Genomic DNA, 24,019 nt, shown 5'->3' with positions numbered 1-24,019 from the left:
ACCGGGATTCACCATCCCCGCCCCGGGCACGGGCGGAGAAGGGCCAACGGTCCCTCGCTGAGGGCCGGTCCTCCCCTGCCGGGCGTGCTCCGGCAGGGCGCACGGTGTCGGCATCGGCTCAGTCGACGAACGTCCCTGGCCCTCACCCTCAGGAGCGGACATGACCGCGTTGACCGCGCACTCGATCTCGGAGCTGGACGCCCACTGGCGCGCCGCCAACTACCTGGCCGTCGGGCAGATCTACCTGATGGACAATCCCCTGCTGGCCGAACCGCTCAGGCCGGAGCACATCAAGCCGCGGCTGCTCGGCCACTGGGGCACCTCCCCCGGCCTGAACCTGGTGCACACCCACCTCAACCGCGTGATCAAGGAGCGTTCGCTGGAGGCCCTGTGCGTCTGGGGTCCCGGGCACGGCGGCCCCGCCGTCCTGGCCAACTCCTGGCTTGAGGGGACGTACGGCGAGACCTACCCGGACGTGACGCGCGACGCGGGCGGCATGGCCAAGCTGTTCCGGCAGTTCTCCTTCCCCGGCGGCGTGCCCAGCCACGTGGCGCCGCAGACACCCGGTTCCATCCACGAGGGCGGGGAGCTCGGGTACGCCCTCGCCCACGCCTATGGAGCCGCCTTCGACCATCCCGGCCTGCTGGTCGCCTGCGTCATCGGTGACGGCGAGGCCGAAACCGGGCCGCTGGCCGCGTCCTGGCACGCGAACAAGTTCCTCGACCCGGTCCACGACGGCGCGGTCCTGCCGATCCTGCACCTCAACGGATACAAGATCGCCAACCCGACGGTGCTGTCCCGGATCCCCGAGTCCGAGCTCGACGCGCTGCTGCGCGGCTACGGCCACGAGCCGCTGTACGTGACCGGCAGCGACCCCGCCCTGGTGCACCAGGCCATGGCCCGGGCGATGGACCAGGCCCTGGACCGCATCGCGGACATCCAGCGAGAGGCACGGGCGGCGGGTACCGACCCGGGTGGGGAGTACCCGCGCTGGCCGATGATCGTGCTGCGCACGCCGAAGGGCTGGACGGGACCCGCGAGCGTCGACGGCGACCCGGTCGAGGGCACGTGGCGCTCCCACCAGGTCCCGCTCGCCGGGGTACGCGAGAACCCCGCGCACCTGAGGCAACTGGAGGACTGGTTGCGCTCGTACCGGCCGCAGGAGCTCTTCGACGCCGACGGCCGTCCGGTGGCGCAGGTCCTGGCCTGCGTCCCGGAGGGCGGCCGCCGCCTGGGCGCCGTACCGTACGCGAACGGCGGCCGGCTGCTGCGACCGCTCCCGCTGCCCGTGCTCGACGCGCACGCCGTCCCCGTCGAAAAACCGGGCCGCACCCTGCACGAACCGACCCGCGTCCTCGGGCACTTCCTCACCCAGGTCATGCAGGACACCGCCGGACGCAGGGACTTCAGGGTCGTCGGGCCCGACGAGACCGCCTCGAACCGCCTGGACGACCTGTACGAAGCCACCGGCAAGGCCTGGCAGGGCATCACGGAGGCCACGGACCGGAACCTGTCCCGGGACGGCCGGGTGATGGAGATCCTCTCCGAACACGTCTGCCAGGGCTGGCTGGAGGGCTACCTCCTCACCGGCCGCCACGGCCTGTTCTCCACCTACGAGGCCTTCGCCCACATCGTCGACTCCATGGTCGGCCAGCACGTCAAGTGGCTGAAGGCCTCGCGCGAACTGTCCTGGCGGGCACCGATCGCCTCGCTCAACTACCTGCTCACCTCGCACGTCTGGCGTCAGGACAACAACGGCTTCTCGCACCAGGACCCCGGATTCATCGACCACGTGCTCAACAAGAGCCCCGAGGTCGTGCGGGTCTACCTGCCGCCGGACGCCAACACCCTCCTCGTCGTGGCCGACCACGCGCTGCGCAGCCGCGACCGGGTCAACGTGATCGTCGCCGGCAAGCAGCCCTGCTTCGACTGGCTGGCGATCGACGAGGCCCGCGCGCACGTGGCGCGCGGCGCGGGCGTCTGGGAATGGGCCGGCACCGAGGACGGCTCCCGCGCACCGGACGTCGTCCTCGCCTGCGCCGGCGACGTGCCCACCATGGAGGTGCTGGCCGCCGCGGCCCTGCTCCGCGAACACCTGCCCTCGCTGGCCGTCCGCGTCGTCAACGTCGTCGACATCGCCCGACTGATGCCCCACGAAGAACATCCGCACGGCATGACGGACACCGAGTACGACGCCCTCTTCACCACCGACAAGCCGGTGATCTTCGCCTACCACGGCTATCCGTGGCTCATCCACCGCCTCGCCTACCGTCGTACCGGCCACTCCCAGCTGCACGTGCGCGGATACAAGGAGTCCGGCACGACCACGACCCCGTTCGACATGGTGGTCCGCAACGACATGGACCGCTACCGGCTGGTCATGGACGTCATCGACCGCGTCCCCGGCCTCGCGGGCCGCACCGAGGAACTGCGCCGGACCATGGCCGACCAGCGCATCCGCCACCACGACTGGATCCGCGAACACGGCACCGACCTGCCGGAGGTCACGGACTGGTCCTGGCCCTGCTGAGCACCCCGTCGAAGCCACCGCCCCCTGCCGGCCCGGGGGCCGATCGGCCCCCGCCTTGGCCCACAGGGCCCTGCCGACGCGGATGCCCGAGTGCGAAGACTGAAAGCGTCCGACCCGACCTGCGCCGGGCTCGTTCCACGGCGACAGCAGACCACGGCGAAGGAGCCGGTCATGCCCGCATCGCGCTACACCGTCAGTGACGTCATGACCCACACCGCCATTGCCATCGGCCGTGAGGCGTCCTACAAGGAGATCGTCGAGCTGATGCACGATTGGAAGGTCAGTGCTCTCCCCGTCCTCGAAGGAGAGGGCCGTGTGGTCGGCGTCGTCTCCGAAGCGGACCTCCTGCCCAAGGAGGAGTTCCGCCGCGAGGAGCCCGTCCTGCCGGACCAGCTGGAGGCGGCCTCCAAAGCCGATGGGGTGCTCGCCGAGGAACTCATGACGAGCCCGGCGGTCACCGTCCATCCGGACGCCACTACTGCCGAGGCAGCCCGCATCATGGCCCGCAAGGGCGTCAAGCGGCTCCCCGTGGTGAACGACGTCGGCATGCTGGAGGGCGTCGTCAGCCGCAGCGACCTGCTCAAGGTCTTCCTCCGGCCCGACGAGGAGCTGGAGGAGGAGGTCCGCGCCGTGCTCGCCGAACTCACGCCGACCATGACCTTGGGCTTCTCCGTACAGGACGGGGTCGTCGCCCTCCGGGGACCCCTGCACGACCGGGCTCTGGTTCCCCTTCTGGCCCGGGCGATCCGCGCCGTCGAGGGCGTCGTCGACGTCCGGATGGAGCTCGACGGGGCCGTCCCGGCCACCGCATGACCCTCACCCTGCCGATGACGTGCGTCGACGCCGTGGCTGCCGCCTGCGGCCGACCGGGCCACACGCCTCGGCTCAGCGGGTGCGCATGACACCCCTCCTGGGACAATTCGGATGGAAGCATGCGCACGCGACGTTCCGGATCAGGCGGCGAACATGTCCGACGTACCGAGCGCCTCCGCCGAGGCGCCCATCAAGGTGTTCCTGCTCGACGATCACGAGGTGGTCAGGCGGGGGCTGCGGGACCTGCTCGACGCCGAGGCGGACATCACCGTCGTGGGTGAGGCGGGCACGGCGGACCAGGCGCTGGCGCGCGGTCCGGCGCTACGCCCCGACGTCGCCGTCCTCGACGTCCGGCTGCCCGACGGCGACGGAATCACGGTGTGCCGGGAGCTGCGCTCCCGGATGCCCGGCCTGGCCTGCCTGATGCTGACGTCCTTCGATGACGAGGACGCCCTGCTGGACGCGATCATGGCAGGGGCGGCCGGGTACGTGCTGAAGCAGATCCAGGGGACCGACCTGGTCTCCGCCATTCGCACGGTCGCCACCGGGCAGTCCATGCTCGACCCCGCGACGACCGCCCGTCTGATGCACTCGCTGCGCGACCCGGATGCCGCCAAGGCGCCCGAGGACGCCCGCCTGGCCGCCCTCTCCGAGCGGGAGCGCGCCGTCCTCGGACTGATCGGTGACGGCCTCACCAACCGGCAGATCGCCAAGCAGCTCTACCTCTCGGAGAAGACCGTCAAGAACCACATTTCACGACTGCTGGGCAAGCTGGGAGTCGAACGGCGGGTGCAGGCAGCCGTCATCGCAGCTCAGGTCCACGACCAAGGGCGCGATGGTGAGGCGCCGTCGAAGCACTAGCGGCTGCGTACGCGGTGCACCGACCACGTGACCGGTCCGGAGTTGGGCCGTTCGGCCCCCCGCCCAGGCCCACAGGGCCCATGGCAGGGCCGGGTGGCACGCCGAGACTGGATGCGGAACTCAACTAGGAGGCCGTTCATGAGCACCACGTCTCCCATCCGATTCAATGCGGCGCTGCCCGCCGACTGCCGCACCCGTCTGATGGAGCTGGCCCGCGAGACCAACTTCGACGAGGGGACCCGTCTCTTCCGCGAGGGCGGCCGGGCGGACCGGTTCTGGATCGTCCGGTCCGGCACGGTGACCCTTGACGTTCATGTGCCGGGCAGGCGCGCGGCCGTCATCGAGACCCTCGGGGCCGGCGAGCTGGTCGGCTGCTCTTGGCTGTTCGAGCCGTACACCTGGCGCCTGGGGGCCGAGGCCATGACGCCCGTCCGCGCCTACGAGTTCGACGCGGCGCGCGTCCGCGCACTGGTCGATGCCGACACCGCGTTCGGCTCGGCCCTCGGCCACTGGGTCGGGACGGTCCTCGCCCATCGGCTGCAGGCCGCTCGGGTCCGCCTGCTCGACCTGTACGCGCCCTACGGCAGCGGCAGCTACTTGTGACCGAGCGCGTCAGGCACGGCCGCCGCCGCCGCCGACGGCAGGGGTCACGGCGGTGGTGAGGCGAGCGGCACCCACCACTGAAGACGCGTGCCCCGCTCGTCCGCTCCTCGCGAGGTGACTTCCATGCGGCCGCCGAGCCTTTCGGCGCGTTCGGTGAGATTGCGCAGCCCGCCCCGTCGGCCTCCCTCGGGCAGGCCCACTCCGTTGTCCGTCACCGTCACCGTGACGACGCCGCCCTCCGCGACGATCGACGCCTCCGCACGCGTGGCCTTGGCGTGCCGGGCGACGTTGGTGAGGGCCTCCCCGAGTACGGCGAGGACTTCGTCGGCGACGGCGGCCGGGACGTCCGTGTCGATCAGCCCCTCCATCCGCAAAGCCGGAGCGAACCCGAGGCCCTCAGCGGCGGCGTCCACGGCCTGGACGGTGCGGGAGCGCAGCTTGGGTGCCCGCCCCACGGCGTCACGGTCGCGGAGCCCGAAGATGGTGGAGCGGATGATCTTGATGGTGGCGTCGAGGTCGTCCACGGCGCGGGCGAGGCGATCGGTCGCCTCGGGATGGTCCACGAACCGCTGGGCGCTCTGCAGGGTCATGCCGGTGGCGAAGAGACGCTGGATGGCCAGGTCGTGGAGGTCGCGGGCGATGCGGTCGTGGTCTTCGAGCATGACCACCTGCTCGGCGTCGCGGCGCCGCTCGCCCAGTTCGAGCGCCAGAGCGGCCTGATTGGCGAACCCGGGCAGGGAAGCGACCTCAGCCGTGGCGAAGACGCCGCGGCCGTGGCGCCGGGCCAGCATCAGGATGCCGCTGAGTCTGTCCTTGGTGCCGACGGTCACGGCCACGGCCGGCCCGAAACCCGTCCAACGTTCCGGCTGGAGGACGGTGACGCGCGGGTCGCTCTCCACGTCCGTGACCACGACCAGCCCGTCCCGCGCCAGAGCGGCCTCGGCCAGGGTGCCGGTGGTGCTGGGCAGGACGATGCCCCGGTGGGCCTCTGCGGCGTACCCCAGGGCGATGGATCCGCGCAGCTCTCCGGCAGGGCCGACGCGGTAGAAGACTCCGATGTCGGCGCTGGTGATGTCCTTGGCGCGCTCCACCATGCCCGCGAGGACCTCGTCCTCGGGGGCCCCGGAGAGGAGGGAGCTGGTGATGTCCGAGCTGGCCTCCAGCCAGCGCTCGCGCAGGCGGACCTCCTCGAAGAGGCGGGCGTTCTCGATGGCGATGCCGGCGGCGATGGCGAGGGTGGACAGGACCGCTTCGTCCTCGGCGTCGAACTCGGCTCCGCCGCGCTTCTCCGTGAGGTAGAGGTTGCCGAAGACGTCTTCACGCACCCGGATGGGGACGCCGAGGAAGGAGTGCATCGGCGGGTGGTGGGCCGGGAAGCCGTACGAGGCGGGATGTTCGGACAGCTCCGACAGCCGCAGGGGTTCCGGGTGGCGGATCAGTTCACCGAGGATGCCGTGGCCGGAGGGCAGGTCACCGATCTGCGCACGGAGGTCGTCCGTGATGCCGACGGGCAGGAACTCGGCCAGCTTGTGGTCGTCGCCGATGACGCCGAGTGCGCCGTATTCGGCGTCCACGAGGACGACGGCGGCCTCGACGATGCGGCGCAGGACCTGGGGCAGGTCCAGCTCGCGGCCGACCGACATGACGGCTTCGAGCAGTCCGTTCAGTCGGTCCCTGGTACCCCTGACCTCGTCGATGCGCACCTGGAGCTCGTCGAGCAGCTCGTCCAGCCGCAGCCGCGGCATGCCCCCCTGAGCGGGTCGGCCGTCTGCGCACATGTCATACCTCCGGCCGACAGCAGGCGTGGAGGGCCACCTCCTTCACCGTAGTCCCGGCACGAGCGGATTTCCCGCCCGGGGGGCGCTACTCCATGATCACGCCTTTCCGTGGAATGCGCCCCTCAGGAACCGGGCCGTGATCAACGCCGCGAGGCCGGCCGTGACGGCGAGGCCCGCGCCGGACCAGCCGACGGGTTCGGTGGCCAGGAGCGACTGCAGCGCGGGAAGGTAGAGGGCGGCCATCGCCAGCAGGGCGGAGGCTGCCACGGAGGCGGGAAGGAACAGGTTCTGCGCGGTGAGCAGCCGTGCTCGCAGACCCAGAGCCACGCCGAGCTGTGCCGCGAGCAGAGCCAGGAACAGCACGCTCTGCCAGGGCAGGTCCATCGCACGCGCGGCCAGGCCGGCTGCCAGGCTGAACGCCGTCACCGCCGCTGCGAGAACGAGGAGGCGCTGCCACACGCCCGCGGCCAGGATGTGCTGCCCAGGAGGCCGGGGCGGGCGGTGCATGGCCTGCGGGTTGACGGGTTCCGCGCCCATGGCCACGCCCGTCAGACCGTGCGTGAGGAGGTTGATCCACAGGATCTGACCTGCTCGCAGGGGCAGGGACAGGCCGAGGAGGGGGCCTGCCAACATCACCAGGATCTCGGCGGTCCCGCCGGCCATGGCGTAGACGAGGAAACGCCGGATGTTGTCGTAGACGCGGCGGCCTTCCTCGACGGCGGTGACCACGGTGGAGAGCTCGTCGTCGGTGAGCACCAGGTCCGCGGCCTGGCGGGCCACTTCGCTGCCGCGGGCGCCCATGGCCACGCCGATGTCCGCCTGGCGCAGGGCGGGGCCGTCGTTGACGCCGTCTCCGGTCATCGCCGTGACCGCGCCGCGGTCACGCCAGGCGTGGACGATGTCCAACTTCTGCTGCGGATCGGTGCGGGCGAAGACCCGGACACCGGTCAGGTCGGTGTCCGGGGCCGCGCCCATTTCGGACCCGGTGATCACCTCCCCGGCAGGCCCGTCCTCCACGAGACCGGTGCGTACGGCGATGGCGTGGGCTGTCGCCGGGTGGTCCCCGGTGATGAGGACGGGGGTGATGCCCGCGGCGCGGCAGGCTTCCAAGGTCGCGGCTGCCGACGCCTTCGGGGGGTCGCTGATCGCGACGAGGCCGAGGAGGTCCAGTCCCTGCTCGGCCTCGGCGGCGGACAGGTCCCACACCAGCCGTTCGGAGCCTGCCACGGCCAGGACGCGGAACCCCCGCGCGGCCAGGAGAGAAGCCTCGCGGTGGGCTCGGTCCAGTAGGTCCGGCGGCTCGGCGAGCACCGTGTCGGTCAGGACTGCTTCCGGCGCCCCCTTGAGGCACACGAGGACGTTCCCGTCGGGAAGGTGGTGCAGGGTGGTCATCCGCTTGCGCAGGCTGTCGAAGGGCGCCTCCGAGATGCGGGGGCAGTCTCGGTGCAGCGTGGCCTGGTCCGGGCAACCTGCTTTGGCGGCGGCTGCCAGCAGCGCGGCCTCCATGGGGTCGCCCACGGCCGTCCACGTGTCCGAGCCTTCACGGGGTGGTCGCAGGCCCGAGTCGTTGCACAGGGCAGCCGCCGTGAGGAGCTCCCGTAGCGGGCGGAGCTGCTCAGGTGCCAGGGGTCGGCCCGCACGGGTCAGCTCTCCCCGCGGCTCGTAGCCGCTGCCGGACACGTCCGCGGCGCCGGACGGCGACCACAGCTGCTGGACGACCATGCGGCCCTCGGTGAGGGTGCCGGTCTTGTCCGTGGCCAGGACGCTCACGGAGCCCAGGGTTTCGACCGCCGGCAGGCGGCGGACCAGAGCGTTGCGGGCCGCCATCCTGCGTGCACCGAGAGCGAGGGCGAGGGTGACCACGGCCGGGAGGGACTCCGGCACCGCGGCGACGGCCAGGCTGATGGCGGTCACCGCCATCGTGCTCACCGGCAGGCCGCGTACCAGGCCCAGCGCGAAGAACAGCACGCACAGGGCGAGGGTGACGCCCGCGAGGATCCGCCCCAACGAGGCGAGGCGGCGCTGGAGCGGGGTGAGTTCGCGGCCCTCACCGAGCAGCGCCGCGATCCGACCGAGCGCACTCGCGGATCCGGTGGCGGTCGCGGTGGCCGCCCCTCGGCCACGCACGACGACGGTGCCGGCGCTGATCGTGTCGTTGACCTTCTTGTCCACGGGTTCGGATTCGCCCGTGAGCATGGACTCGTCCACCAGGAGTGCGGACGCCTCCGTGAGGTCGGCGTCCGCGGCGACGACGTCCCCCTCCCCCAGCAGCAGGGTGTCGCCCGGGACGACCAGCGCCGCCGGCACCTCGTGCGGGGTGGCCTCGCGCAGCACCCTGGCGTGCGGGGCCGAGAGCGTGGAGAGGGCGGCAACGGCGCGGTCCGCGCGGACTTCCTGCGCCACTCCCACGGCGGTGTTGAAGACGACCACCAGAGCGATGACGACGGCATCCGGGTGGTCCCCGATGGCGATGGTCAGCAGCATGGCTCCCAGGAGCACCATGATCAGCGGATCGCGCAGCTGAGCGATCACCCGCCCGTAGAGAGGGGTGGACCGTGGCGGCGCCACCTCGTTCCGGCCGTACCGGGCCAGCCGACGTACGGCTTCGGCCTCCGTCAGCCCCGTCCCCGCCGGGGAACCGACAGGGGTCATGTCGGTCGTACGACCGGTCATGGCGGCCTTCACTCCGCCGGTACGGTGATCACCGGGCAGTGCGCGCGGTGCAGGAGTCCGTGGACGACGGAACCGAGCCGCATGCCGGTGTACCCGCCGCGGCCGCGGCGGCCCACGACGACGGCCAGGGCGTGCTCGGCCGCCCGCGCCAGTTCCTCGACCGGGTGGCCCGTCATGACCTCGTGGGTGACGTGCACGTCCGGGTACTTGTCCGAAAGCCCGGCAGTGGCCTCGGAGAGCAGGGTGCGCTGGGCCCGCAGAGCCACCTCCTCATCGTCCAGCATGAACACCGGCGGCTGCCACACGCAGACGACCCGTAGGGCGGCTCCGCGCAGGTCGGCCGCATCGTAGGCGAAGGTCAGCGCGGCTGCGGCGGACGCGCTGCCGTCGATGCCCACGACGACGTACGGCGGCTGCTGGCTGATGTGTTCGGCGTCGCCCACGACGACGACGGGGCAGCGGGCCTGGGCGCTGACGGGCACCACGATGGATCCGGCGCTGAAGAACTCGGCGGTGCGGCTCAGGTGCCGCGAGCCGAGGACGATCATGTGGGCTTCCCCCGCCGCGCCGCCCAGTGCGGGGGCGGGGAACCCGTTCAGCAGATCGCCGGTGACCTCGACCTCGGGGTGCCTGTCGCGCACCCAGTCGCAGGCCTGTTCGAGTCGGTCGGCTCCGGCCCGTCGCGAGGTCGTCTGGCCGGGAGTGCCGTTGACGTGATGGGTGTCGTGCTCGGGCGGGACCGCGAGGACCAGACGCACGGGGAGCCGTCGGCGCTGGCCCTCGTCCGCGGCCCAGGCCAACGGCAGGTGCCAGTCCCTTCCGGGGTCGATCCAGACGACGATGTCGCGGCCGCGGTGGCCGGTCATGACCCGCTCCCGAAGTCGCTTCCGGTCCGCGGGATGAGGAGGACGGGGCAGTGCGCGTAGTGCAGCACACTGTGCGTCGCCCTGCCCAGGTTGCGGGCGATTCCCAGGGCCCCGGGGACACGGCGTCCGCCCATGACGAGCAGGTCGGCGTGGCGGGAAGCCTCCACCAGCACGCCGGCCACGGAGACGCTCTTCTCGGCATCGGCCCATACTTCGAGCTCGGGAAACTCGTCGCGGACCGCGTCCGTGACGGCCCGCAGGGCTTCTTCGTGCACGCCTGCGATCTCACCGACGCCGTCGAGCATGCTGACTACCTCGCCGACGGACTGCAGCACGTTCCACACGTGCAGGAGGCGGAGCTTCCCCTTGCGCAGTTCGGCTTCGCGCGCGGCGTACCTCGCGTACAGGAGGTCGTACTCGTCACGGACGGCGACGAGTACCGTTCCGGTCTCCTCCGCCCCGTCAGTGCCGCGGACGACGATGACGGGGGTCGTGGCGGAGGCCGCGACGTCCAGGCCGATCGAGCCGAGCACGAGGGAGGTGAATCCGCCCAGGCCACGGCTGCCCACCACGATCGTGCCGTGCAGGGCACCGGCCCGGTGCAGGCTGGTCACGGCGTCCGCCCGGCTGAATTCGGTGGTCACGCGCAGACCGGGGTACTGGTCCGTCACAGCCTTCTCCGTGTCGTCCAGGAGTTGGCGGCCGTTGGCGCGCACCCGTTCGATGGTCTCCGCCGACAGGTAGAGCGCCCTGCCGTCGGTGTCGGCGCCGTACACGACGTGCAGAGGACGGTCGCGGCGTACGGCTTCCCCCGCTGCCCACGAGGCGGCGGCACGGGCCGCGTCCGAGCCGTCCACGCCCACGACCACGGAGCTGGTGTCCGGGGTACGGAAGGTGCTTTCCACGATTCCTCCCAACCGAGAAGCCGATGAGGGACACCGCTCACGCTGCCACTGACAACGCCCCGGGGAGAGGGCCTCCCGGGACCAGGAACGGGACCAAAGGTCCCCATCCGGGCCACCGCCCCCACCCGGCCGTCCCGTCCCACCCGACCCTCATGGCCCGTACGGTCCCCGGACGGGGCCGTTCGGCCCTCGCTCGGCGGCAGGCCCCGACGGATGGTGGTGGCACACCCGACACCGACCGATACCTCGCATGACGCGGAGGAGCAGGAGGACGGCATGAAGCACCTCAACGTGGCCGACCTGATGACCGACGAGGTCGTCTCCGTGGCCCCTGACACGGCGTTCAAGGAGGTCGCGAAACTCCTCGCCCAGTACGACGTCTCCGGCCTTCCCGTCCTGGACGACGAGGACCGTGTGGTGGGCGTCGTCTCCCAGACGGACCTCCTGGCACACGCAGGGACGGCCGCCCAACCACCCCGGCAGAGCAGCGCGCCCGCAGGACCACCCACTGCGGGCGACGTCATGTCCGCCCCGGCAGTCACCATCCACGCCGAAGAGACGGCCGCCGACGCCGCCCGGCTGTTGACCCGCCGGGCCATCGAGCGGCTGCCCGTCGTGGACGAGGAGGACCGGCTGGTCGGCATCGTCACCCGCAGGGACCTGCTGCGCCTGTTCGTCCGCCCCGACGCCGAAATACGCCGACGCATAGTCGAAGAGGTCCTCACGGAGGTGCTCGGTGTGCCGAGTGGCGACGTCGACGTCCATGTGGTGGACGGCGTCGTCACCCTGGACGGCCTCGTCGAGCGCCGGAGTCAGCTCCCTGCGCTCGTCAGCCTGGTCGGACAACTCGACGGGGTCGTCGCCGTGGCATCACGCATCACGGCCCGGACCGACGACACCCCAGCCGCTCACGCCGGTCGCCAGCCGCTCCCCTGGTGAAAATGCCACCCGCCTACCGGTACGTGCCCTGTCGTGGCCGTCGTCGCCCACGAGTGACGGGCGCCGGCCACCCCCGCACGGAGGTATCCCATGCAACACCTGCGTACCGTTGATGACGTCATGACGCACGCCGCGGTCTCCGTGGACCGCGAGACGGCGTTCAAGGACATCGTGGGAGCGCTGCGCATGTGGCGCGTCAGCGCCCTGCCGGTCCTGTCCGAGGAGGGGCGAGTGATCGGTGTCGTCTCGGAAGCCGACCTGCTGCTCAGGGAACAGGACACCGGAACGGCCGGTGCCGCCACCGCCGGTCAGCTGATGACCCGCCCGGCCGTGACTGTGCCGAAGGACGCCACCATCCGGGCGGCAGCCCGGCTGATGGCTCGCAGCCATCTGAAGCGGCTTCCCGTCGTGGACGCCGGCGGCCGTCTGACCGGCGTTGTCAGTCGCGGTGACCTGCTGAAGGTCTACCTGCGCCCCGATCCGGACATCGGAGCCGAGATCCGCGAGATGATCATGTACCAACTGCTTCCGGGCGGGTCCGCCGCCGAGGTGTACGTCCACGTCGCCAACGGCGTCGCCCACCTGCACGGTTCACTCCCCGAACCAACGCTGGAAGACGCCGTCGTACGCGCGGTCCGGACCGTCTCCGGCGTCGTGGACGTGAAGGCGGACTTCACCGTCCCCGCACCCGCCTGAGGGGACGGCCGCAATGAGGCATCGCAGGGTCGCCGACCTGATGACGCCCACCGCTGTCACGGTCGGGCGCACCACCTCCTTCAAGGAAATCGCGCGGCTCCTGAAAGACTTCGACATCACCGCCGTGCCCGTCGTCGACGAGGCCGGGCACCCGGTCGGCGTCGTCTCCGAAGCCGACCTGCTCCGTCGGCGGCCCGCTGGTGGCGCCGCGACGGCAGAACAGCTGATGACCAGCCCGGCCGTCACCGCCCGGCCCGAGTGGAGCGTCGTCCGCGCGGCCCGGCTGATGCAGCGGCACGGCGTCAAGAGGCTGCCGGTCATCGGTACGGACGGCCGGGTGACCGGTGTGCTCAGCCGCAGTGACCTGATCGGGCTGTTCCTGCGCCGTGACCGCGCCATCCAGGAAGAGATCGTCGAGGACGTCCTCACCCGGACGCTCGACCTCGCTCCCTCGTCGATCACTGTCGACGTCGACGACGGCCTGGTGACGCTCAGCGGCACCCTGCCGTGGCCCGAGCTGCTGCCCGTGGTGGTCCGCCTCTGCCAGAGCACCGACGGAGTCATCGACGTGGACAGCAGGCTCACCGTGGCGGGGCCCACCAGCGCAGAACGGCACGGGGAGCCGTTCGGTCCCCGATAGGGCCACTCGGTCCCTCCCCGTCACACCGCGATGGGCGGAGTCTGGAACAGCCGACCATCCCGCCCCGGAGGAACGTCATGTCGAACCGGATCACAGTGGGTCTGGACGGAACGGACCCCGGCAGCACCGCGGCCGACCGGGCGCAGTACGGGCCCTTCGACGTTCCGCTCGCGGACCGGCGGACCTGCCCGCTCGTCGTCGTCCGCGGCTGGTCGCTCCCGCCCGTCTGCGACACGGCACTCGTCGTGGTCGGACGACGCACCGGCCGCTCAGCACTCGGCCCCCGCACCGGCCCCATCACCCACGCGGCGATGCACCACGCCACCCCACCGGTCGCCGTCGTGGCACACGACTGAGACCCACAGACAGGACCAGTCCCGTGACCGCACCCCACATCACCACCGAGACCGTCGCCCAACTCGTCGACGACGCCGTCACCGCCCCGTCCATGCACAACGCCCAGCCATGGAAATTCGTGTACCGCTCCGACAGCAACACCGTCGAACTGCACGGCGATCCGGAACGCGCCATGACGCGCACCGACCCGAACTACCGTGCCCTGCACGTCGGTTGCGCTGCAGCCCTGTTCAACCTGCGTGTGTCCGCGGTCCGGCACGGCTTGCGGGCGCAGGTGCGGCTGCTGCCCGACGACTCGCAACCGTGGCTGCTGGGAGCGGCAACCATCGACGGGCCCTCCGAAGAGGACCACGAGCTGGCGACCCTGCACGACGCTCTCCGACGTCGGCACACCAGCCGCTTCCCCTTCAGCGACGAGCTGGTGCCGGACGCTCTCATGGACGGCTTGAGGAGCGCTGCCCGCCTGGAGGGCTGCCGGCTGACCGTTCCGGGCGACTGGCACCTGGAGACCGTGCTCGGGCTGGTACGCGACGCCGAGCACCGGGAGGACATCGATCCGCTCGTCCGGGCGGAGACCTCTGCCTGGACCTCCCGTACGCAGGCCACGACCGACGCGCGCCGCGACGGCATTCCCGCCGCCGCCTTCGGTCCGCGCAGCTCCGGAAGGTCTGCCCCCGTACGGGACTTCGGGCGGGACCGGCCCACGCCGGGCCGCGGCTGGGCCGTGTTCGAGAAGCGACCGCAGCTCGCCCTGCTCGGCACTGCGACGGACACGCGAGTCGACTGGCTGCGAGCCGGCCAGGCGCTGGAGCGCGTCCTCCTCCAGGCGACGACCGACGGCCTCGCGACCTCGATGACCTCCCAGCCCCTGGAGTGGCGGGAGCTGCGGTGGACGGTCCGCGATCCGGCCGAGGCCATGGGTCACGTCCAGATGGTCCTGCGCCTCGGCTACGGCCCGCAGGGGCCCGACACCCCCCGTCGCCCCGTCGACGAGGTCCTGGAGGTTGTTTGACGTTGCGGCGCCGCCCCGGGCTTGATCACGTCTCCGGGACGCGATGCGCTGTGGTGACGGCGCCGGGCCCAGCGGCGGAGCTCGTCCGTCCCCCAGACCAGCGGCGGGAAGGCGGCGATGAGCAGGACGACGTCCGCGGGGAGGGCGGCGGTGTCGAAGAGGTTCTGGAGGGGCGGCGCGTAGACGAGCGCCGCGGTGAAGACGAGTTCGAAGGCGATGCCGGCGAGCAGCAGCGGGTTGGAGAAGAAGCCGATGTCCCGCAGCGCTGCGTGGTCGGTGCGGGCGGCGATGGCCGTGCCGACCTGGCAGGTGACGATGCCGGCGAACGTCGTGGTGGTGGCGGTCAGGTAGGCGTGGTGCAGCGGGGTTCCGGGGCCGGTGGGGTCGCCGGGATGCCAGCCCGCCCGCCACAGCACGTAGAAGAAGCCTGCTCTCGACGGCCTTCTCCGCCTGCTGTTCCTGGACGAGGGCGAATCCGGCATTGACGAGGACGACCACGACGATCGCCCAGCCGAGCACCTCGATGTCGGCCGCGTACGCGAGGGCGGCCGCGGCCCACAGCAGCAGGGCCAGGGGATGGATCAGCTGCCTCAGGAGCTCCCGCAAGACGCTGGTGCGGGCGCTGCGGCGGACCTCGTTCGGCCCGTAGACGGCCAGCCTGCTTTCCGCTTCCCGGCTCGACAGACCGAGAGGACCTGTGTGCAGTTCACGGCGGAGCAGGGGAAGGGGTTCCAGCGGGTCAGGTGCGGCGCCCTGTGCGAGGTCTTGGTCGGCGTCGGCCTCAGTCATCGCCGGCTCCCTGTCCGGGACGCAGGCGTCCGGACCACTGGGGCTCGACTTTCTCCCACTCGCTCTCCCACGCCCGAGCGCTGTGCCTGTCGACGCCGCGCAGGCGTGCGTAGACGAAGGCACCCGCGACGAGCACGACGAGGGCCGATGCTCCGGTGCCCTGGCCCATGGCGTTCAGAGCGACGTCAGGTGCACCTGGCGGTTCGGTTGCCGCGTTGCCGTTGTCGTCGACCCAGAGCCGGACGGTGCCTCCCTTGCGGGTCTCCGCCGGGACGGGGACGCTTTCCGTGTGGACGCGGTGGGATCGGTCCTGCCAGGTGGCGGGAGCCACGAGAAGAGGGCGGGTGCTCGGTCCGGTCCCGGCCCGGTACGTGGTCTCGGCGACCGTCACGGCCGTCACGGAGTACCGGTGACGCGCGATCCCTTCGGCGTCGCGACGGGCGTCCGTCCAGGCGCTCCGGCCGACCACGACACCGCAGATCACGGCCAGCACGCAGGCCAGGACGAACACGGCGTGCAGGTGGGCACGGGTGCGGTCGGCATCGCGCCTGAGCGGATTGCCCTCCGCTCCCGGCATGCGGTGGTGCATGGCGCGCCTCCGTGCTGCGTCCGGGCCGGCCCGACCTCTCAGGCGGCGAGTTCGGCGCTGATGTGGTGGGCCCAGCTCTGGATGCGCTCGGGGTTGCGGAAGTCGCCGCCCTTGCCCTGGTGCAGCAGGGCCTTGGCGAGGAACCCGGGGGTCCGGGCCGTGATGCTGCCGCCGAAGGTCATGTGCTCGCGCGCTCCGATGAGCTGCATCTGCCGGGCGACGGTGGCGACCGGCGCGACCTCGTGTTCGTCGGCCGAGCGGTCGAGGGGGCCGCTGCTGAACAGCCACACCGGCCGGTGCCGCAGCGAGTCCGCGTTGCGTTCCGCGCAGTGCATGGCCTTGCTGCTCCAATGTCCGGCGTAGAGGGAGCCCCCGAGAACGACGGCGTCGTAGGCCCGGACGTCCTGAACGTCGTTGGCGGGCAGTACGACAGCGTCCAAGCCGTCCTCGCGGAGGGTCTTTCCGATCTGCTCGGCGATGCCTGCGGTGGCACCGTGCTTGGTGCCGTAGGCGACCAGAACTCGCTTGGTGCTCATGACGGGCTCCTTGGCTGCTCGATGAGGGTCTGCATCCAGTGTCGGGCAGCCGACGGCGTGGCCACATGGGCCGGACGGATCCCGAAGAGGGCCATTCGGTCCTCTCCGCAGCGGCTCTGCTCGGAGGCCGCCACGGGCCCCTTGACGGCCGCGACAGTGGCGTAGCCGCAGGGTGTCCATGCGGGAGGGGACGGCCGGACGGCGTGCGCCGCGAAACAGATGCGCCGCAGTGCCGAGTGGGCGGTCGCCAGGGCCGAGGAGCCCGCTCCGGTGCGAAGCTACTCGGCGGGTCCGTCCGGCCGGACGATCGTGACCGGACAGGGGGCATGGAACGCGACCTGCTGACTCACGGAACCGAGCAGGGCCCGGAGGAAGCCGCCGTGGCCGCGGCTGCCCACGACCAGCATGTCGGCACCCTCTGCCTGGTCGACCAAGACCTCAGCTGCGTTGCCCCGCACCAGGCGCTCGTGCACCTGGGAGGCGCCGCCCTCGCCGAGGACCGTGCGGACCTCCTCGACCAAACGCCGCTCGGCCTCCTCCTCGTCGAAGTCGGCGTCCACCGCAGGAGCCGACCACCCTCCGGCTCCGGGCAGGTCCCAGGCGGCCACCGCTTCCACTTTCCCGCCCACCAGGCCTGCGTACCGGACCGCCCAGCGCAGCGCGGCCTGGGACGAAGGCGATCCGTCGACACCCACTACGACGCGCGGAGCCTCAATCTGCCTGTCCATCCCGACTCACCCTTTCGATGCCTGTACATCCACAGTGTGCGAGGCGGGTACGCCTCGCCACGCGGAGCGGCCGTAGCGGCGCCGACGGGCCGGACCCGGCGGATTCCGGCGGGCGCCGTCCCTACTGCTTGGGCAACCGGAACCACCTCTCCTGGCCAGCGGCAACGCTCTCCCGCCTGTCTCCGGGCAGAACGAGGAGCACGGGGCCCAGGGGGGACGGCGGAACCCTGATGCCGATCCGACCGGGCCGCAAGCTGATGCGGACGTCCCGGTGTCCGAGACAGCAGACCGAGAAGGAGGAGGCGGGTACTTCCGAGAGCGGTACCGGGTCGACGTGCAGGCCGTCGGTGCCGGGATCGAGGCCGACGACGCCGCGCTCGACGAGGTCGAGCGTGCCGCCCATGGCGCCGAGGTGGATTCCCTCACCGGTCGTACCGCCCTGGACGTCGGTGATGTCGCTGAGCAGTGCTTCTTGGCAGTACCGCCACGCGTCCGCGCCCTGCTGCCGGGCGAGGACCCATCCGTGGACGAGGCTGCTGAGCGTCGATCCGTGGGAGGTGCGCCGCAGGTAGTACGTCACCGTCCGCCGCCAGAGCTCGTCGTCCAAGCGGTAACCGAGGCGGGAGAACAGGGGGGAGAGTTCCTCGGGCCGGAAGAGGTAGCCGAGCATGAGGGTGTCGGCCTGCTTCGACGCCTGGTACCGGTTGGGGGTGTCCCCCTCCACCTCCAGGATGCGGTCGAGGCGGCGGATGTCGTGGTAGCGGGCGCGGTAGGCGCCCCAGTCCAGCTCGGCGAGGTCGCCGTAGCCGTGGAACTGGCTGATCACGTCGCCGTGGAAGGGCACGTACAAGCGATGTGAGACGTCCTCCCAGTCGTGGAGATCGTCGGGGCCGATGCCCAGTTGCGTGCGGAGCTCGGCGCGTCTGGCCGCGGGCAGCGCTCCGTACAGGTCGAGGGCGCGGGCGAGCGCCCAGGCTGCCGTGACGTTGGTGTACGCGTTGTCGTCGATGCCGGGTACGGGGGCCTCCGGGTAGGCGTCGTGGTACTCGTCCGGGCCGACGACGCCACGGATCCGGTAGCGGCCGAGGTCGGTGTCCCAGGTCGCGGCGCCGGCCCAGAAGTGTGCGATGTGCAGCATGAGTTCCGCGCCGGGGCCCTGCATGAAGCCGGTGTCGCCGGTGGACTGGCCGTACTTCCACACGTTCCAGGCGATGGCCGAGCCCACGTGGTGCTGGAGGTGGGAGTGGTCGGGCAGCCAACGGCCGGAGTGCGGGTTGAGGTGCAGGCGCTGTGTCTCCTCGGCTCCGGAACTGCCGCTCTGCCAGGGGAACATCGCGCCCTTCGCCCCGGCCTGTCGAGCGGCTGCCCGGGCCGCGGGCAGCCGCCGGTGCCGGTACATCAGCAGGGCGCGCGCGGTCTCGGGGAAGTGGAGGGCGAGGTAGGGCAGGACGAAGAGTTCGTCCCAGAAGACGTGCCCCCGGTACGCCTCGCCGTGGAGGCCGCGCGCCGGCACGCCGGCGTCGAGTTCAGCCGTGTGGGGCGACAGGGTCTGCAGGACGTGGAAGGTGTGGAGGCGCAGGATCCGGCCGGCCTCGCCCGGTGCTTCCACCTCGCCCTCGTTCCACAGCCGTTGCCACGACGCCTTGTGGGAGGCAAGCAGGGAAGGGAAGTCCGGAGCGTGGCCGACGTGCTCGACGCTGCTCCTCACGGGGTCGTCCCAGGGGCGGTCCAGTGACGTGAACAGTGCTGCGGTCTTCACGATCACGACCGGTTCCGCGCGCCTGATCGGCAGGACGCACGTCTGTCGGGCGGTGGTGGCCGTGCAGCCCTTCCCGACGGGCACCGAAGGCCGTACCCGGGTACGTACGGCGAGCCCGACCCGCAGGTGGGAGGTGGCGGTGGTGCAGGACAGCCAGGCGATGCCTCCCTCCGCCACTGCGGCCCGGTGTTCCACGAGGTGCTGCCCGGCGAGGGGGCGGTAGCGGTCCACCCCTTCATTGGCGATGTCTCCGTCGAGCACGGACTCGATCTCGATCCTGCCGCGCCAGCCGTACGCACTGAAGACGGTGCGCTGCGCGCCCAGATGCGGATCACCGAGGTGGACGAGGCGCGTGTGGGTGACGCCCAGACGGCGGCCTTCGGCATCGTGGAAGAGCATGCGGCGGGTGAGCGTCCCGGCGTGCAGATCCAGTGAGACGCCGCAGTGGCGCAGGCTCGGGTGGTCCAGGGTGAGCCAGTCACCGGGTGGTCCGCCGGCGGGCAGGCAGCGGTAGCGCAGGGCGGTCCAGTCCGGCAGACGGACCATGTCCTCGTTGGAGATCGTTCGACCGGCGACGGTCGAGGTGAGCCGGTCATAGCAGCCTGCGAGGTACGTGGCCGGGTAGTGGACGTCGTCGGCGACGCTCTCGGGGGCTGCGCCTCGGGTGGCGAAGCGGCCGTTGCCGAGGGTGCACAGGGACTCGACCAGCCGCTCCGTCTTGGGGTCGTAGCGGCGGTACTCCCAACGCCAGGGGGCGTTCACGGGTGGGGCCCGCCTTCGAGGGCTGCCGGCAGTCCGGCCAGGTCGGGCAGCACGAGGTGGGCGCCGTGTGCGAGCAGCGCCTCGTCCGCTCGTACGTCGTCCTCCCGGTTGAGCCCCACGACCAAGTGGAAGCGCCCCCGGCGCCCGGCTTCGACACCGACGAGGGCGTCTTCCACCACGGCGGCCCGCGCCGGAGCCGTGCCGAGGCGGGCAGCGGCTTCGAGGAAGAGGGCGGGGTCGGGCTTTCCCGGCAGGGCCAGTTCGGCGCAGTCCCGACCGTCCACCAAGGCGTCGAAGAGGGCGTCGAGACGTGTGGTCTCCAGGAGGAGGCGGGCGTGCTTCGAGGCCGACACGGCCGCACACGTGAGGCCCATCGCCCGCAGCCGCTGGAGCGCGGGGCGGACGTCCTCGAAGACATCTACACCGAGGGTCCGTAGCGCCTCGGAGAAGATCCGCTCCTTTCGGGCGGCGACCGCGTGGACGGTGGCGCATCCGGGCCGGTCCTGCGGCGTTCCGGAGGGCAGGTCGATGTGGCGTGAGGCGAGGAACGCGCGTACGCCGTCGAGGCGGGACCTGCCGTCGACCAGGTCACGGTATTCGCGGACGGCATCGAACGGACGCGGTGGTGCGTCGACGGACGACGGCTGCCATTGCATGAGGCAGCCGTCGAAGGTCGACTTCCAGGCGGCCGCATGGCGGACCGCCGTGGCGAGAAGCACGCCGTCGGTGTCGAAGACGACCGCGCCCACTTCGCTCATGACTCGTGGGCCACGCGACGGCCGGTGAGCCGGACGGGGGTGAGTTTCATCCAGTGGGTGCGCGGGCCGCCGGCCCAGGGCTGGGACCGGGCCGTGGCCGTCAGGTGCTGGATCTCTTCGGGGTCCGTGACGGCCTCCAGCTCACCCACCGCCAGGACGCTCCAACCACCGGCGGTGACGTCGTCGATGTTGTCGATCTCGAAGGCCACCTCCGTGCCCGCTGCTCTGGCCGCGAGAGCATCCACGGCGGTACGGAACGCGATGTCGGGGCCTGCAATCAGGTAGTTGACCGGGAGGACCGCCGGTCCTTCGGGGGTGAAGACGGCGATGCGTCCCACTCCGTGCGTACCCAGCAGCGTTCGGCACTCGGACTCCTCCAGTGGAGCCAGAGCGGCATCACGGCGGGCGGTGGAGCGGCCTCGGACGCGGCCGGCGCTCGCGCCGGTCAGGTCGTCGACCGTGACACCGAGTACGTCTGCGATCCGGACGAGGGTGCCGATGGCCGGAGAGGCCGCGTGTTCCTCCAGATAGGCGATGTAGTTGCCGTCGGCTCCGCACTTGTGGCCCAGTTCGTCGCGGCTCAGGCCGAGGGCGGTGCGGCGGGCCGCGATGCGGCGGCCGAGGTCGGTGCGTCCGGCCGTCCCGCCGGACTGCTGCGGGTGGATGCTCGGTCTGCTCTTCACGGCACTCACTGCTCCTGGGCCGGTACGGCGACGGTGTCGTGCGGCGTACCACCGAGCACGACCTTGAGAGCGCCGGTGTCACCGGCGCGCGAGAAGACGTCGTACGCCTCTTCCATCTGGTCCAGCTCGAAGCGGTGGGTGACCATCTCGGCCCCGGGGAGGCGGCCTGCGGCCATCATGCGCAGCAACATGGGGGTGGACCGGGTGTCGACGAGACCGGTGGTGATGGTGACGTCCTTGATCCAGAGGTCTTCGAGGTGCAGGGTGGCGGGCTTGCCGTGGACGCCGATGTTGGCGACGCGTCCGCCGGGGCGGACCATGCGGGTGCACATCTCGAACGTCTCGGGCACACCGACCGCTTCGATCACCACGTCTGCGCCAAGACCCTCGGTCAGGTCCTCGACCAGTCGCTCGGGTTCCTCCCGCGCGCTGGCCGTGGCATCGGCACCGAGGTCCCGGGCTGCCGTGAGGCGGGAGGCGGCGAGGTCGACGGCGATGATGCGCCCGGGGCTGTACAGCTTCGCGGTGACGATGGCGGCAAGGCCGATGGGCCCGGCCCCGACCACGACGACCGTGTCGCCGGGGCTCACGTTTCCGTTCAGCACGCCCACTTCGTAGGAGGTCGGGAAGATGTCGGCGAGGAGGACGGCATCGTGGCTGCTCACGGCGCTGGGGAGCGGGTGGACGGAGAGGTCGGCGAAGGGGACGCGGACGTATTCGGCCTGGGTGCCGTCGATGGTGTGGCCCAGGACCCAGCCGCCACCGCCGCGGCACTGACCGTAGCGGCCCTCACGGCAGAAGCGGCAGCGGCCGCAGGCGGAGATGCAGGATATGAGCACGCGGTCGCCGGGGCGGACGCTGCGCACGTCGCCGCCGATCTCGACCACGGTCCCGACCGCCTCGTGACCCAGGATGCGGCCGGGTGTCACTTCTGGCACGTCGCCCTTGATGATGTGCAGGTCGGTACCGCAGATCGTGACGGCGTCGACCCGGATGATCGCGTCTGCGGCGTCCTTGATCGCGGGGTCCGGGACGTCCTGCCAGGAGGTCTGGCCGGGGCCTTGGAAAACGAGTGCCTTCATGACTGCGGCCTCTCTGTGCTGCGCGGGAAGCGGTCACTGCCAGGTGCTGCGCGGGAAGCGGTCACCGCCAGGCTGTGCCCACGTGCCTCCGTCCCGCTTGGGCCGGTCGGCCCCTCCCGGGGGACCAGTGGGGCCTCTCTGCCGCACCGTGACGGGTGCGACGGTGGAATTCGGCACCCGTCCCCGAAGGGAGGGCCGCTGCCATGTCCCAGCCGGCTCCGTCACCCGCCACCCGTCCGGCCCTGCTGAGGTTCCTCGGCGGTGTCAGGACGGTCACCGGCAGCAAATTCCTGGTCGAAAGCGACCACGCCCGGGTCCTCGTCGACTGCGGACTCTTCCAGGGTGTCGCGGACCTACGCCGTCGCAACTGGGACAAGCTGGCGTGCGACGCCTCCGACATCCACGCCGTGGTCATCACCCACGCCCACCTGGACCACTGCGGCTACCTGCCCCGCCTGGTCCGGCACGGCTTCCGCGGCCCCATCCTCACCAGTGCCGCGACCGCCCGCCTCGCCGAGATCGTCCTTCGTGACAGCGCCCGCTTGCAGATGGAGGCCGCCGAACACGCCAACCAGCACGGCTGGTCCAAGCACCGGCCCGCCAAGCCGCTCTACGACGATGACGACGTCGACCGCACCGTGAAGTTCTTCGACCCCGTACCCATGGGCAGCGAGATCGAGATCATGGGCGGCACCGGGCTCACGCTCCACCACGGCGGCCACATCCTCGGCTCCGCCTGGGCCCATCTGACCCTGGAGGACGGCCACACGCTCGCCGTCAGCGGCGACCTCGGCCGCCCGGGGCACCCGCTCCTGCTGCCGCCCGAGCCGTTCTCCGGCGCGGACGTCCTGTTGATGGAATCGACGTACGGAAACCGTCACCACGATCACGCGAGCGCCCGCCGCGAGTTCACCTCCGTGATCACCCGCGCCCTCTCCCGGGGCGGAACGGTGGTCATCCCCGCCTTCGCGATCGACCGGACCGAGGTCGTCCTGCACGAACTCGCCGCACTGCGCAGCGCCGGCACACTGCCCCGCCACGTCCCCGTATACGTCGACAGCCCCATGGCCCTGGCCGCCCTGGACGTCTACCGCGACGCCCTGCGCGCCCGTGCCCCCGAGATGCGGCCGGAGGTCCTCGCCCGGGGAGAGGACGCCATCAGCCCCGAGCCCTTCCTGGCCGCCCGCACCGTGCAGGAATCCATCGACATCAACAACGCCGGCGGGCCGGCGGTCATCATCTCCTCCGCCGGCATGGCCACCGGCGGCCGCGTCCTGCACCACCTCCACCGGATCCTGCCCGACCCCCGCAACGCCGTGGTCATCGTCGGCTTCGCCGCCGAGGGCACCCGCGCCCGCGACCTCGTCGACGGCGCCCGCACCTTGAAGATGTTCGGCGAGTACGTCCCCGTACGCGCCGAGGTCGCCGACGTACCGCACTTCTCGGCGCACGCGGACGCCGGCCAGATCATCGACTGGCTGCGCGGCGCCCCTGCCCCGCACACCACCTATCTCGTCCACGGCGAGGAGACCGCGGCCGAGACCCTCCGGGACCGCATCGACCACGAGTTGGGGTGGACGGCCGTCGTACCCAAGTCCGGCGAGGCCGTCCTGGTCCGCTGACCGGGCCGGGCGGCCCCACGGTCTGCCCCGCACGGCCC

23 protein-coding genes and 1 pseudogene are annotated in these 24,019 nt (G+C 71.5%); 11 read left to right on the top strand and 13 right to left on the bottom strand.

What is annotated here, in order from left to right; translation table 11 throughout:
- Window positions 1-160 precede the first annotated feature (160 nt).
- The 4 genes from OG974_RS05995 (at window position 161) to OG974_RS05980 (ending at window position 4,807) form a co-directional block, all read left to right on the top strand.
- A complete protein-coding gene (locus OG974_RS05995) occupies window positions 161-2,530 on the top strand; it encodes a phosphoketolase family protein (protein ID WP_329315374.1) in 2,370 nt (789 codons plus the stop codon).
- 171 nt (window positions 2,531-2,701) lie between these two features.
- Window positions 2,702-3,343, top strand: coding sequence for a CBS domain-containing protein (locus tag OG974_RS05990; RefSeq protein ID WP_327279880.1), 642 nt, complete (start codon window positions 2,702-2,704; stop codon window positions 3,341-3,343).
- Between the two features lie 153 nt (window positions 3,344-3,496).
- Window positions 3,497-4,204 (top strand): response regulator transcription factor, encoded by a 708-nt coding sequence (locus OG974_RS05985; protein WP_327279879.1) that lies wholly within the window; start codon window positions 3,497-3,499, stop codon window positions 4,202-4,204.
- A gap of 138 nt (window positions 4,205-4,342) precedes the next feature.
- Window positions 4,343-4,807, top strand: a complete 465-nt coding sequence (locus OG974_RS05980; RefSeq protein WP_327279878.1) for a cyclic nucleotide-binding domain-containing protein — start codon at window positions 4,343-4,345, stop codon at window positions 4,805-4,807.
- A gap of 44 nt (window positions 4,808-4,851) precedes the next feature.
- Here OG974_RS05980 and OG974_RS05975 read toward each other — a convergent pair whose 3' ends face one another.
- From OG974_RS05975 to OG974_RS05960, 4 genes are all read right to left on the bottom strand, one after another.
- Complete coding sequence (locus OG974_RS05975; RefSeq protein WP_371645682.1) at window positions 4,852-6,585, bottom strand: GAF domain-containing protein; 1,734 nt, start codon at window positions 6,583-6,585, stop codon at window positions 4,852-4,854.
- A 96-nt stretch (window positions 6,586-6,681) separates the two neighbouring features.
- A complete protein-coding gene (locus OG974_RS05970) occupies window positions 6,682-9,258 on the bottom strand; it encodes a cation-translocating P-type ATPase (protein ID WP_371645680.1) in 2,577 nt (858 codons plus the stop codon).
- Window positions 9,259-9,266: 8 nt separating this feature from the next.
- On the bottom strand, window positions 9,267-10,124 hold the full coding sequence (locus OG974_RS05965; RefSeq protein WP_371645678.1) for a universal stress protein: 858 nt from the start codon (window positions 10,122-10,124) through the stop codon (window positions 9,267-9,269).
- Entirely contained in the window at window positions 10,121-11,029 is a 909-nt protein-coding gene (locus OG974_RS05960; RefSeq protein ID WP_327279874.1) for a universal stress protein, read from the bottom strand. Before OG974_RS05960 ends, OG974_RS05965 begins: the two co-directional genes overlap by 4 nt.
- Window positions 11,030-11,305: 276 nt before the next feature.
- Here OG974_RS05960 and OG974_RS05955 point away from each other — a divergent pair, with 276 nt between their 5' ends.
- The 5 genes from OG974_RS05955 (at window position 11,306) to OG974_RS05935 (ending at window position 14,673) form a co-directional block, all read left to right on the top strand.
- Window positions 11,306-11,968 carry a CBS domain-containing protein gene (locus OG974_RS05955; RefSeq protein ID WP_371645676.1) on the top strand — a complete coding sequence of 221 codons (663 nt, stop codon included), beginning with the start codon at window positions 11,306-11,308 and terminating at the stop codon, window positions 11,966-11,968.
- 90 nt (window positions 11,969-12,058) lie between these two features.
- Window positions 12,059-12,664: a CBS domain-containing protein gene (locus OG974_RS05950; protein ID WP_328764522.1), complete on the top strand. Its 606-nt coding sequence runs from the start codon at window positions 12,059-12,061 to the stop codon at window positions 12,662-12,664.
- 13 nt (window positions 12,665-12,677) lie between these two features.
- Window positions 12,678-13,304 (top strand): CBS domain-containing protein, encoded by a 627-nt coding sequence (locus OG974_RS05945; protein WP_371645673.1) that lies wholly within the window; start codon window positions 12,678-12,680, stop codon window positions 13,302-13,304.
- Between the two features lie 77 nt (window positions 13,305-13,381).
- A complete protein-coding gene (locus OG974_RS05940; RefSeq protein ID WP_371645671.1) occupies window positions 13,382-13,660 on the top strand; it encodes a hypothetical protein in 279 nt (92 codons plus the stop codon).
- Window positions 13,661-13,683: 23 nt separating this feature from the next.
- Window positions 13,684-14,673 carry a nitroreductase family protein gene (locus OG974_RS05935; protein ID WP_371645669.1) on the top strand — a complete coding sequence of 330 codons (990 nt, stop codon included), beginning with the start codon at window positions 13,684-13,686 and terminating at the stop codon, window positions 14,671-14,673.
- Here the strand turns inward: OG974_RS05935 and OG974_RS05930 are convergent.
- Window positions 14,610-15,089: a cation-translocating P-type ATPase C-terminal domain-containing protein gene (locus OG974_RS05930; RefSeq protein WP_327279869.1), complete on the bottom strand. Its 480-nt coding sequence runs from the start codon at window positions 15,087-15,089 to the stop codon at window positions 14,610-14,612. The genes OG974_RS05935 and OG974_RS05930 overlap by 64 nt on opposite strands.
- Window positions 15,090-15,154: 65 nt before the next feature.
- Here OG974_RS05930 and OG974_RS05925 point away from each other — a divergent pair, with 65 nt between their 5' ends.
- Entirely contained in the window at window positions 15,155-15,322 is a 168-nt protein-coding gene (locus OG974_RS05925; protein WP_327279868.1) for a hypothetical protein, read from the top strand.
- Here OG974_RS05925 and OG974_RS05920 read toward each other — a convergent pair.
- The 8 genes and pseudogenes from OG974_RS05920 to OG974_RS05885 all read right to left on the bottom strand — a co-directional run.
- Window positions 15,274-15,462 (bottom strand): annotated as a pseudogene (locus tag OG974_RS05920) (cation-transporting P-type ATPase); the annotation flags it as partial. The gene OG974_RS05925 and the pseudogene OG974_RS05920 overlap by 49 nt on opposite strands.
- Window positions 15,455-16,051, bottom strand: coding sequence for a hypothetical protein (locus OG974_RS05915; protein WP_327279867.1), 597 nt, complete (start codon window positions 16,049-16,051; stop codon window positions 15,455-15,457). The pseudogene OG974_RS05920 and the gene OG974_RS05915, both read right to left, overlap by 8 nt.
- Before the next feature lie 38 nt (window positions 16,052-16,089).
- Window positions 16,090-16,587: a flavodoxin domain-containing protein gene (locus tag OG974_RS05910; protein ID WP_327279866.1), complete on the bottom strand. Its 498-nt coding sequence runs from the start codon at window positions 16,585-16,587 to the stop codon at window positions 16,090-16,092.
- A gap of 278 nt (window positions 16,588-16,865) precedes the next feature.
- Window positions 16,866-17,315 carry a universal stress protein gene (locus OG974_RS05905; RefSeq protein WP_327279865.1) on the bottom strand — a complete coding sequence of 150 codons (450 nt, stop codon included), beginning with the start codon at window positions 17,313-17,315 and terminating at the stop codon, window positions 16,866-16,868.
- A 121-nt stretch (window positions 17,316-17,436) separates the two neighbouring features.
- Entirely contained in the window at window positions 17,437-19,836 is a 2,400-nt protein-coding gene (locus OG974_RS05900; RefSeq protein WP_327279864.1) for a glycoside hydrolase family 65 protein, read from the bottom strand.
- Window positions 19,833-20,594: an HAD-IA family hydrolase gene (locus tag OG974_RS05895; RefSeq protein WP_327279863.1), complete on the bottom strand. Its 762-nt coding sequence runs from the start codon at window positions 20,592-20,594 to the stop codon at window positions 19,833-19,835. The genes OG974_RS05900 and OG974_RS05895 overlap by 4 nt, the downstream gene beginning before the upstream one ends.
- Window positions 20,591-21,277 (bottom strand): pyridoxamine 5'-phosphate oxidase family protein, encoded by a 687-nt coding sequence (locus tag OG974_RS05890; RefSeq protein WP_327279862.1) that lies wholly within the window; start codon window positions 21,275-21,277, stop codon window positions 20,591-20,593. The genes OG974_RS05895 and OG974_RS05890 overlap by 4 nt, the downstream gene beginning before the upstream one ends.
- Before the next feature lie 5 nt (window positions 21,278-21,282).
- Window positions 21,283-22,359 carry a zinc-dependent alcohol dehydrogenase family protein gene (locus tag OG974_RS05885; RefSeq protein ID WP_327279861.1) on the bottom strand — a complete coding sequence of 359 codons (1,077 nt, stop codon included), beginning with the start codon at window positions 22,357-22,359 and terminating at the stop codon, window positions 21,283-21,285.
- Between the two features lie 203 nt (window positions 22,360-22,562).
- On the opposite strand from OG974_RS05885, the gene OG974_RS05880 reads away from it, so the two are divergent.
- The gene (locus tag OG974_RS05880; RefSeq protein ID WP_327279860.1) at window positions 22,563-23,981 is read left to right on the top strand and encodes an MBL fold metallo-hydrolase; all 1,419 of its coding nucleotides are present in this window, start codon (window positions 22,563-22,565) and stop codon (window positions 23,979-23,981) included.
- Window positions 23,982-24,019 lie beyond the last annotated feature (38 nt).

This window comes from Streptomyces sp. NBC_00597, from assembly GCF_041431095.1.
Classification (GTDB): Bacteria; Actinomycetota; Actinomycetes; order Streptomycetales; family Streptomycetaceae; genus Streptomyces.
Note: the sequence above shows the minus strand (reverse complement) of the source record. Positions and strands in the feature narration are given on the sequence as shown.

Excerpts from the sequence above, each read along its gene's own strand:
- OG974_RS05995 (WP_329315374.1), top strand. The coding sequence starts at position 161 with ATGACCGCGTTGACCGCGCACTCGATCTCGGAGCTGGACGCCCACTGG.
- OG974_RS05990 (WP_327279880.1), top strand. The coding sequence starts at position 2,702 with ATGCCCGCATCGCGCTACACCGTCAGTGACGTCATGACCCACACCGCC.
- OG974_RS05985 (WP_327279879.1), top strand. The coding sequence starts at position 3,497 with ATGTCCGACGTACCGAGCGCCTCCGCCGAGGCGCCCATCAAGGTGTTC.
- OG974_RS05980 (WP_327279878.1), top strand. The coding sequence starts at position 4,343 with ATGAGCACCACGTCTCCCATCCGATTCAATGCGGCGCTGCCCGCCGAC.
- OG974_RS05975 (WP_371645682.1), bottom strand. The coding sequence starts at position 6,585 with ATGTGCGCAGACGGCCGACCCGCTCAGGGGGGCATGCCGCGGCTGCGG.
- OG974_RS05970 (WP_371645680.1), bottom strand. The coding sequence starts at position 9,258 with ATGACCGGTCGTACGACCGACATGACCCCTGTCGGTTCCCCGGCGGGG.
- OG974_RS05965 (WP_371645678.1), bottom strand. The coding sequence starts at position 10,124 with ATGACCGGCCACCGCGGCCGCGACATCGTCGTCTGGATCGACCCCGGA.
- OG974_RS05955 (WP_371645676.1), top strand. The coding sequence starts at position 11,306 with ATGAAGCACCTCAACGTGGCCGACCTGATGACCGACGAGGTCGTCTCC.
- OG974_RS05950 (WP_328764522.1), top strand. The coding sequence starts at position 12,059 with ATGCAACACCTGCGTACCGTTGATGACGTCATGACGCACGCCGCGGTC.
- OG974_RS05945 (WP_371645673.1), top strand. The coding sequence starts at position 12,678 with ATGAGGCATCGCAGGGTCGCCGACCTGATGACGCCCACCGCTGTCACG.
- OG974_RS05940 (WP_371645671.1), top strand. The coding sequence starts at position 13,382 with ATGTCGAACCGGATCACAGTGGGTCTGGACGGAACGGACCCCGGCAGC.
- OG974_RS05915 (WP_327279867.1), bottom strand. The coding sequence starts at position 16,051 with ATGCACCACCGCATGCCGGGAGCGGAGGGCAATCCGCTCAGGCGCGAT.
- OG974_RS05910 (WP_327279866.1), bottom strand. The coding sequence starts at position 16,587 with ATGAGCACCAAGCGAGTTCTGGTCGCCTACGGCACCAAGCACGGTGCC.
- OG974_RS05905 (WP_327279865.1), bottom strand. The coding sequence starts at position 17,315 with ATGGACAGGCAGATTGAGGCTCCGCGCGTCGTAGTGGGTGTCGACGGA.
- OG974_RS05895 (WP_327279863.1), bottom strand. The coding sequence starts at position 20,594 with ATGAGCGAAGTGGGCGCGGTCGTCTTCGACACCGACGGCGTGCTTCTC.
- OG974_RS05885 (WP_327279861.1), bottom strand. The coding sequence starts at position 22,359 with ATGAAGGCACTCGTTTTCCAAGGCCCCGGCCAGACCTCCTGGCAGGAC.
- OG974_RS05880 (WP_327279860.1), top strand. The coding sequence starts at position 22,563 with ATGTCCCAGCCGGCTCCGTCACCCGCCACCCGTCCGGCCCTGCTGAGG.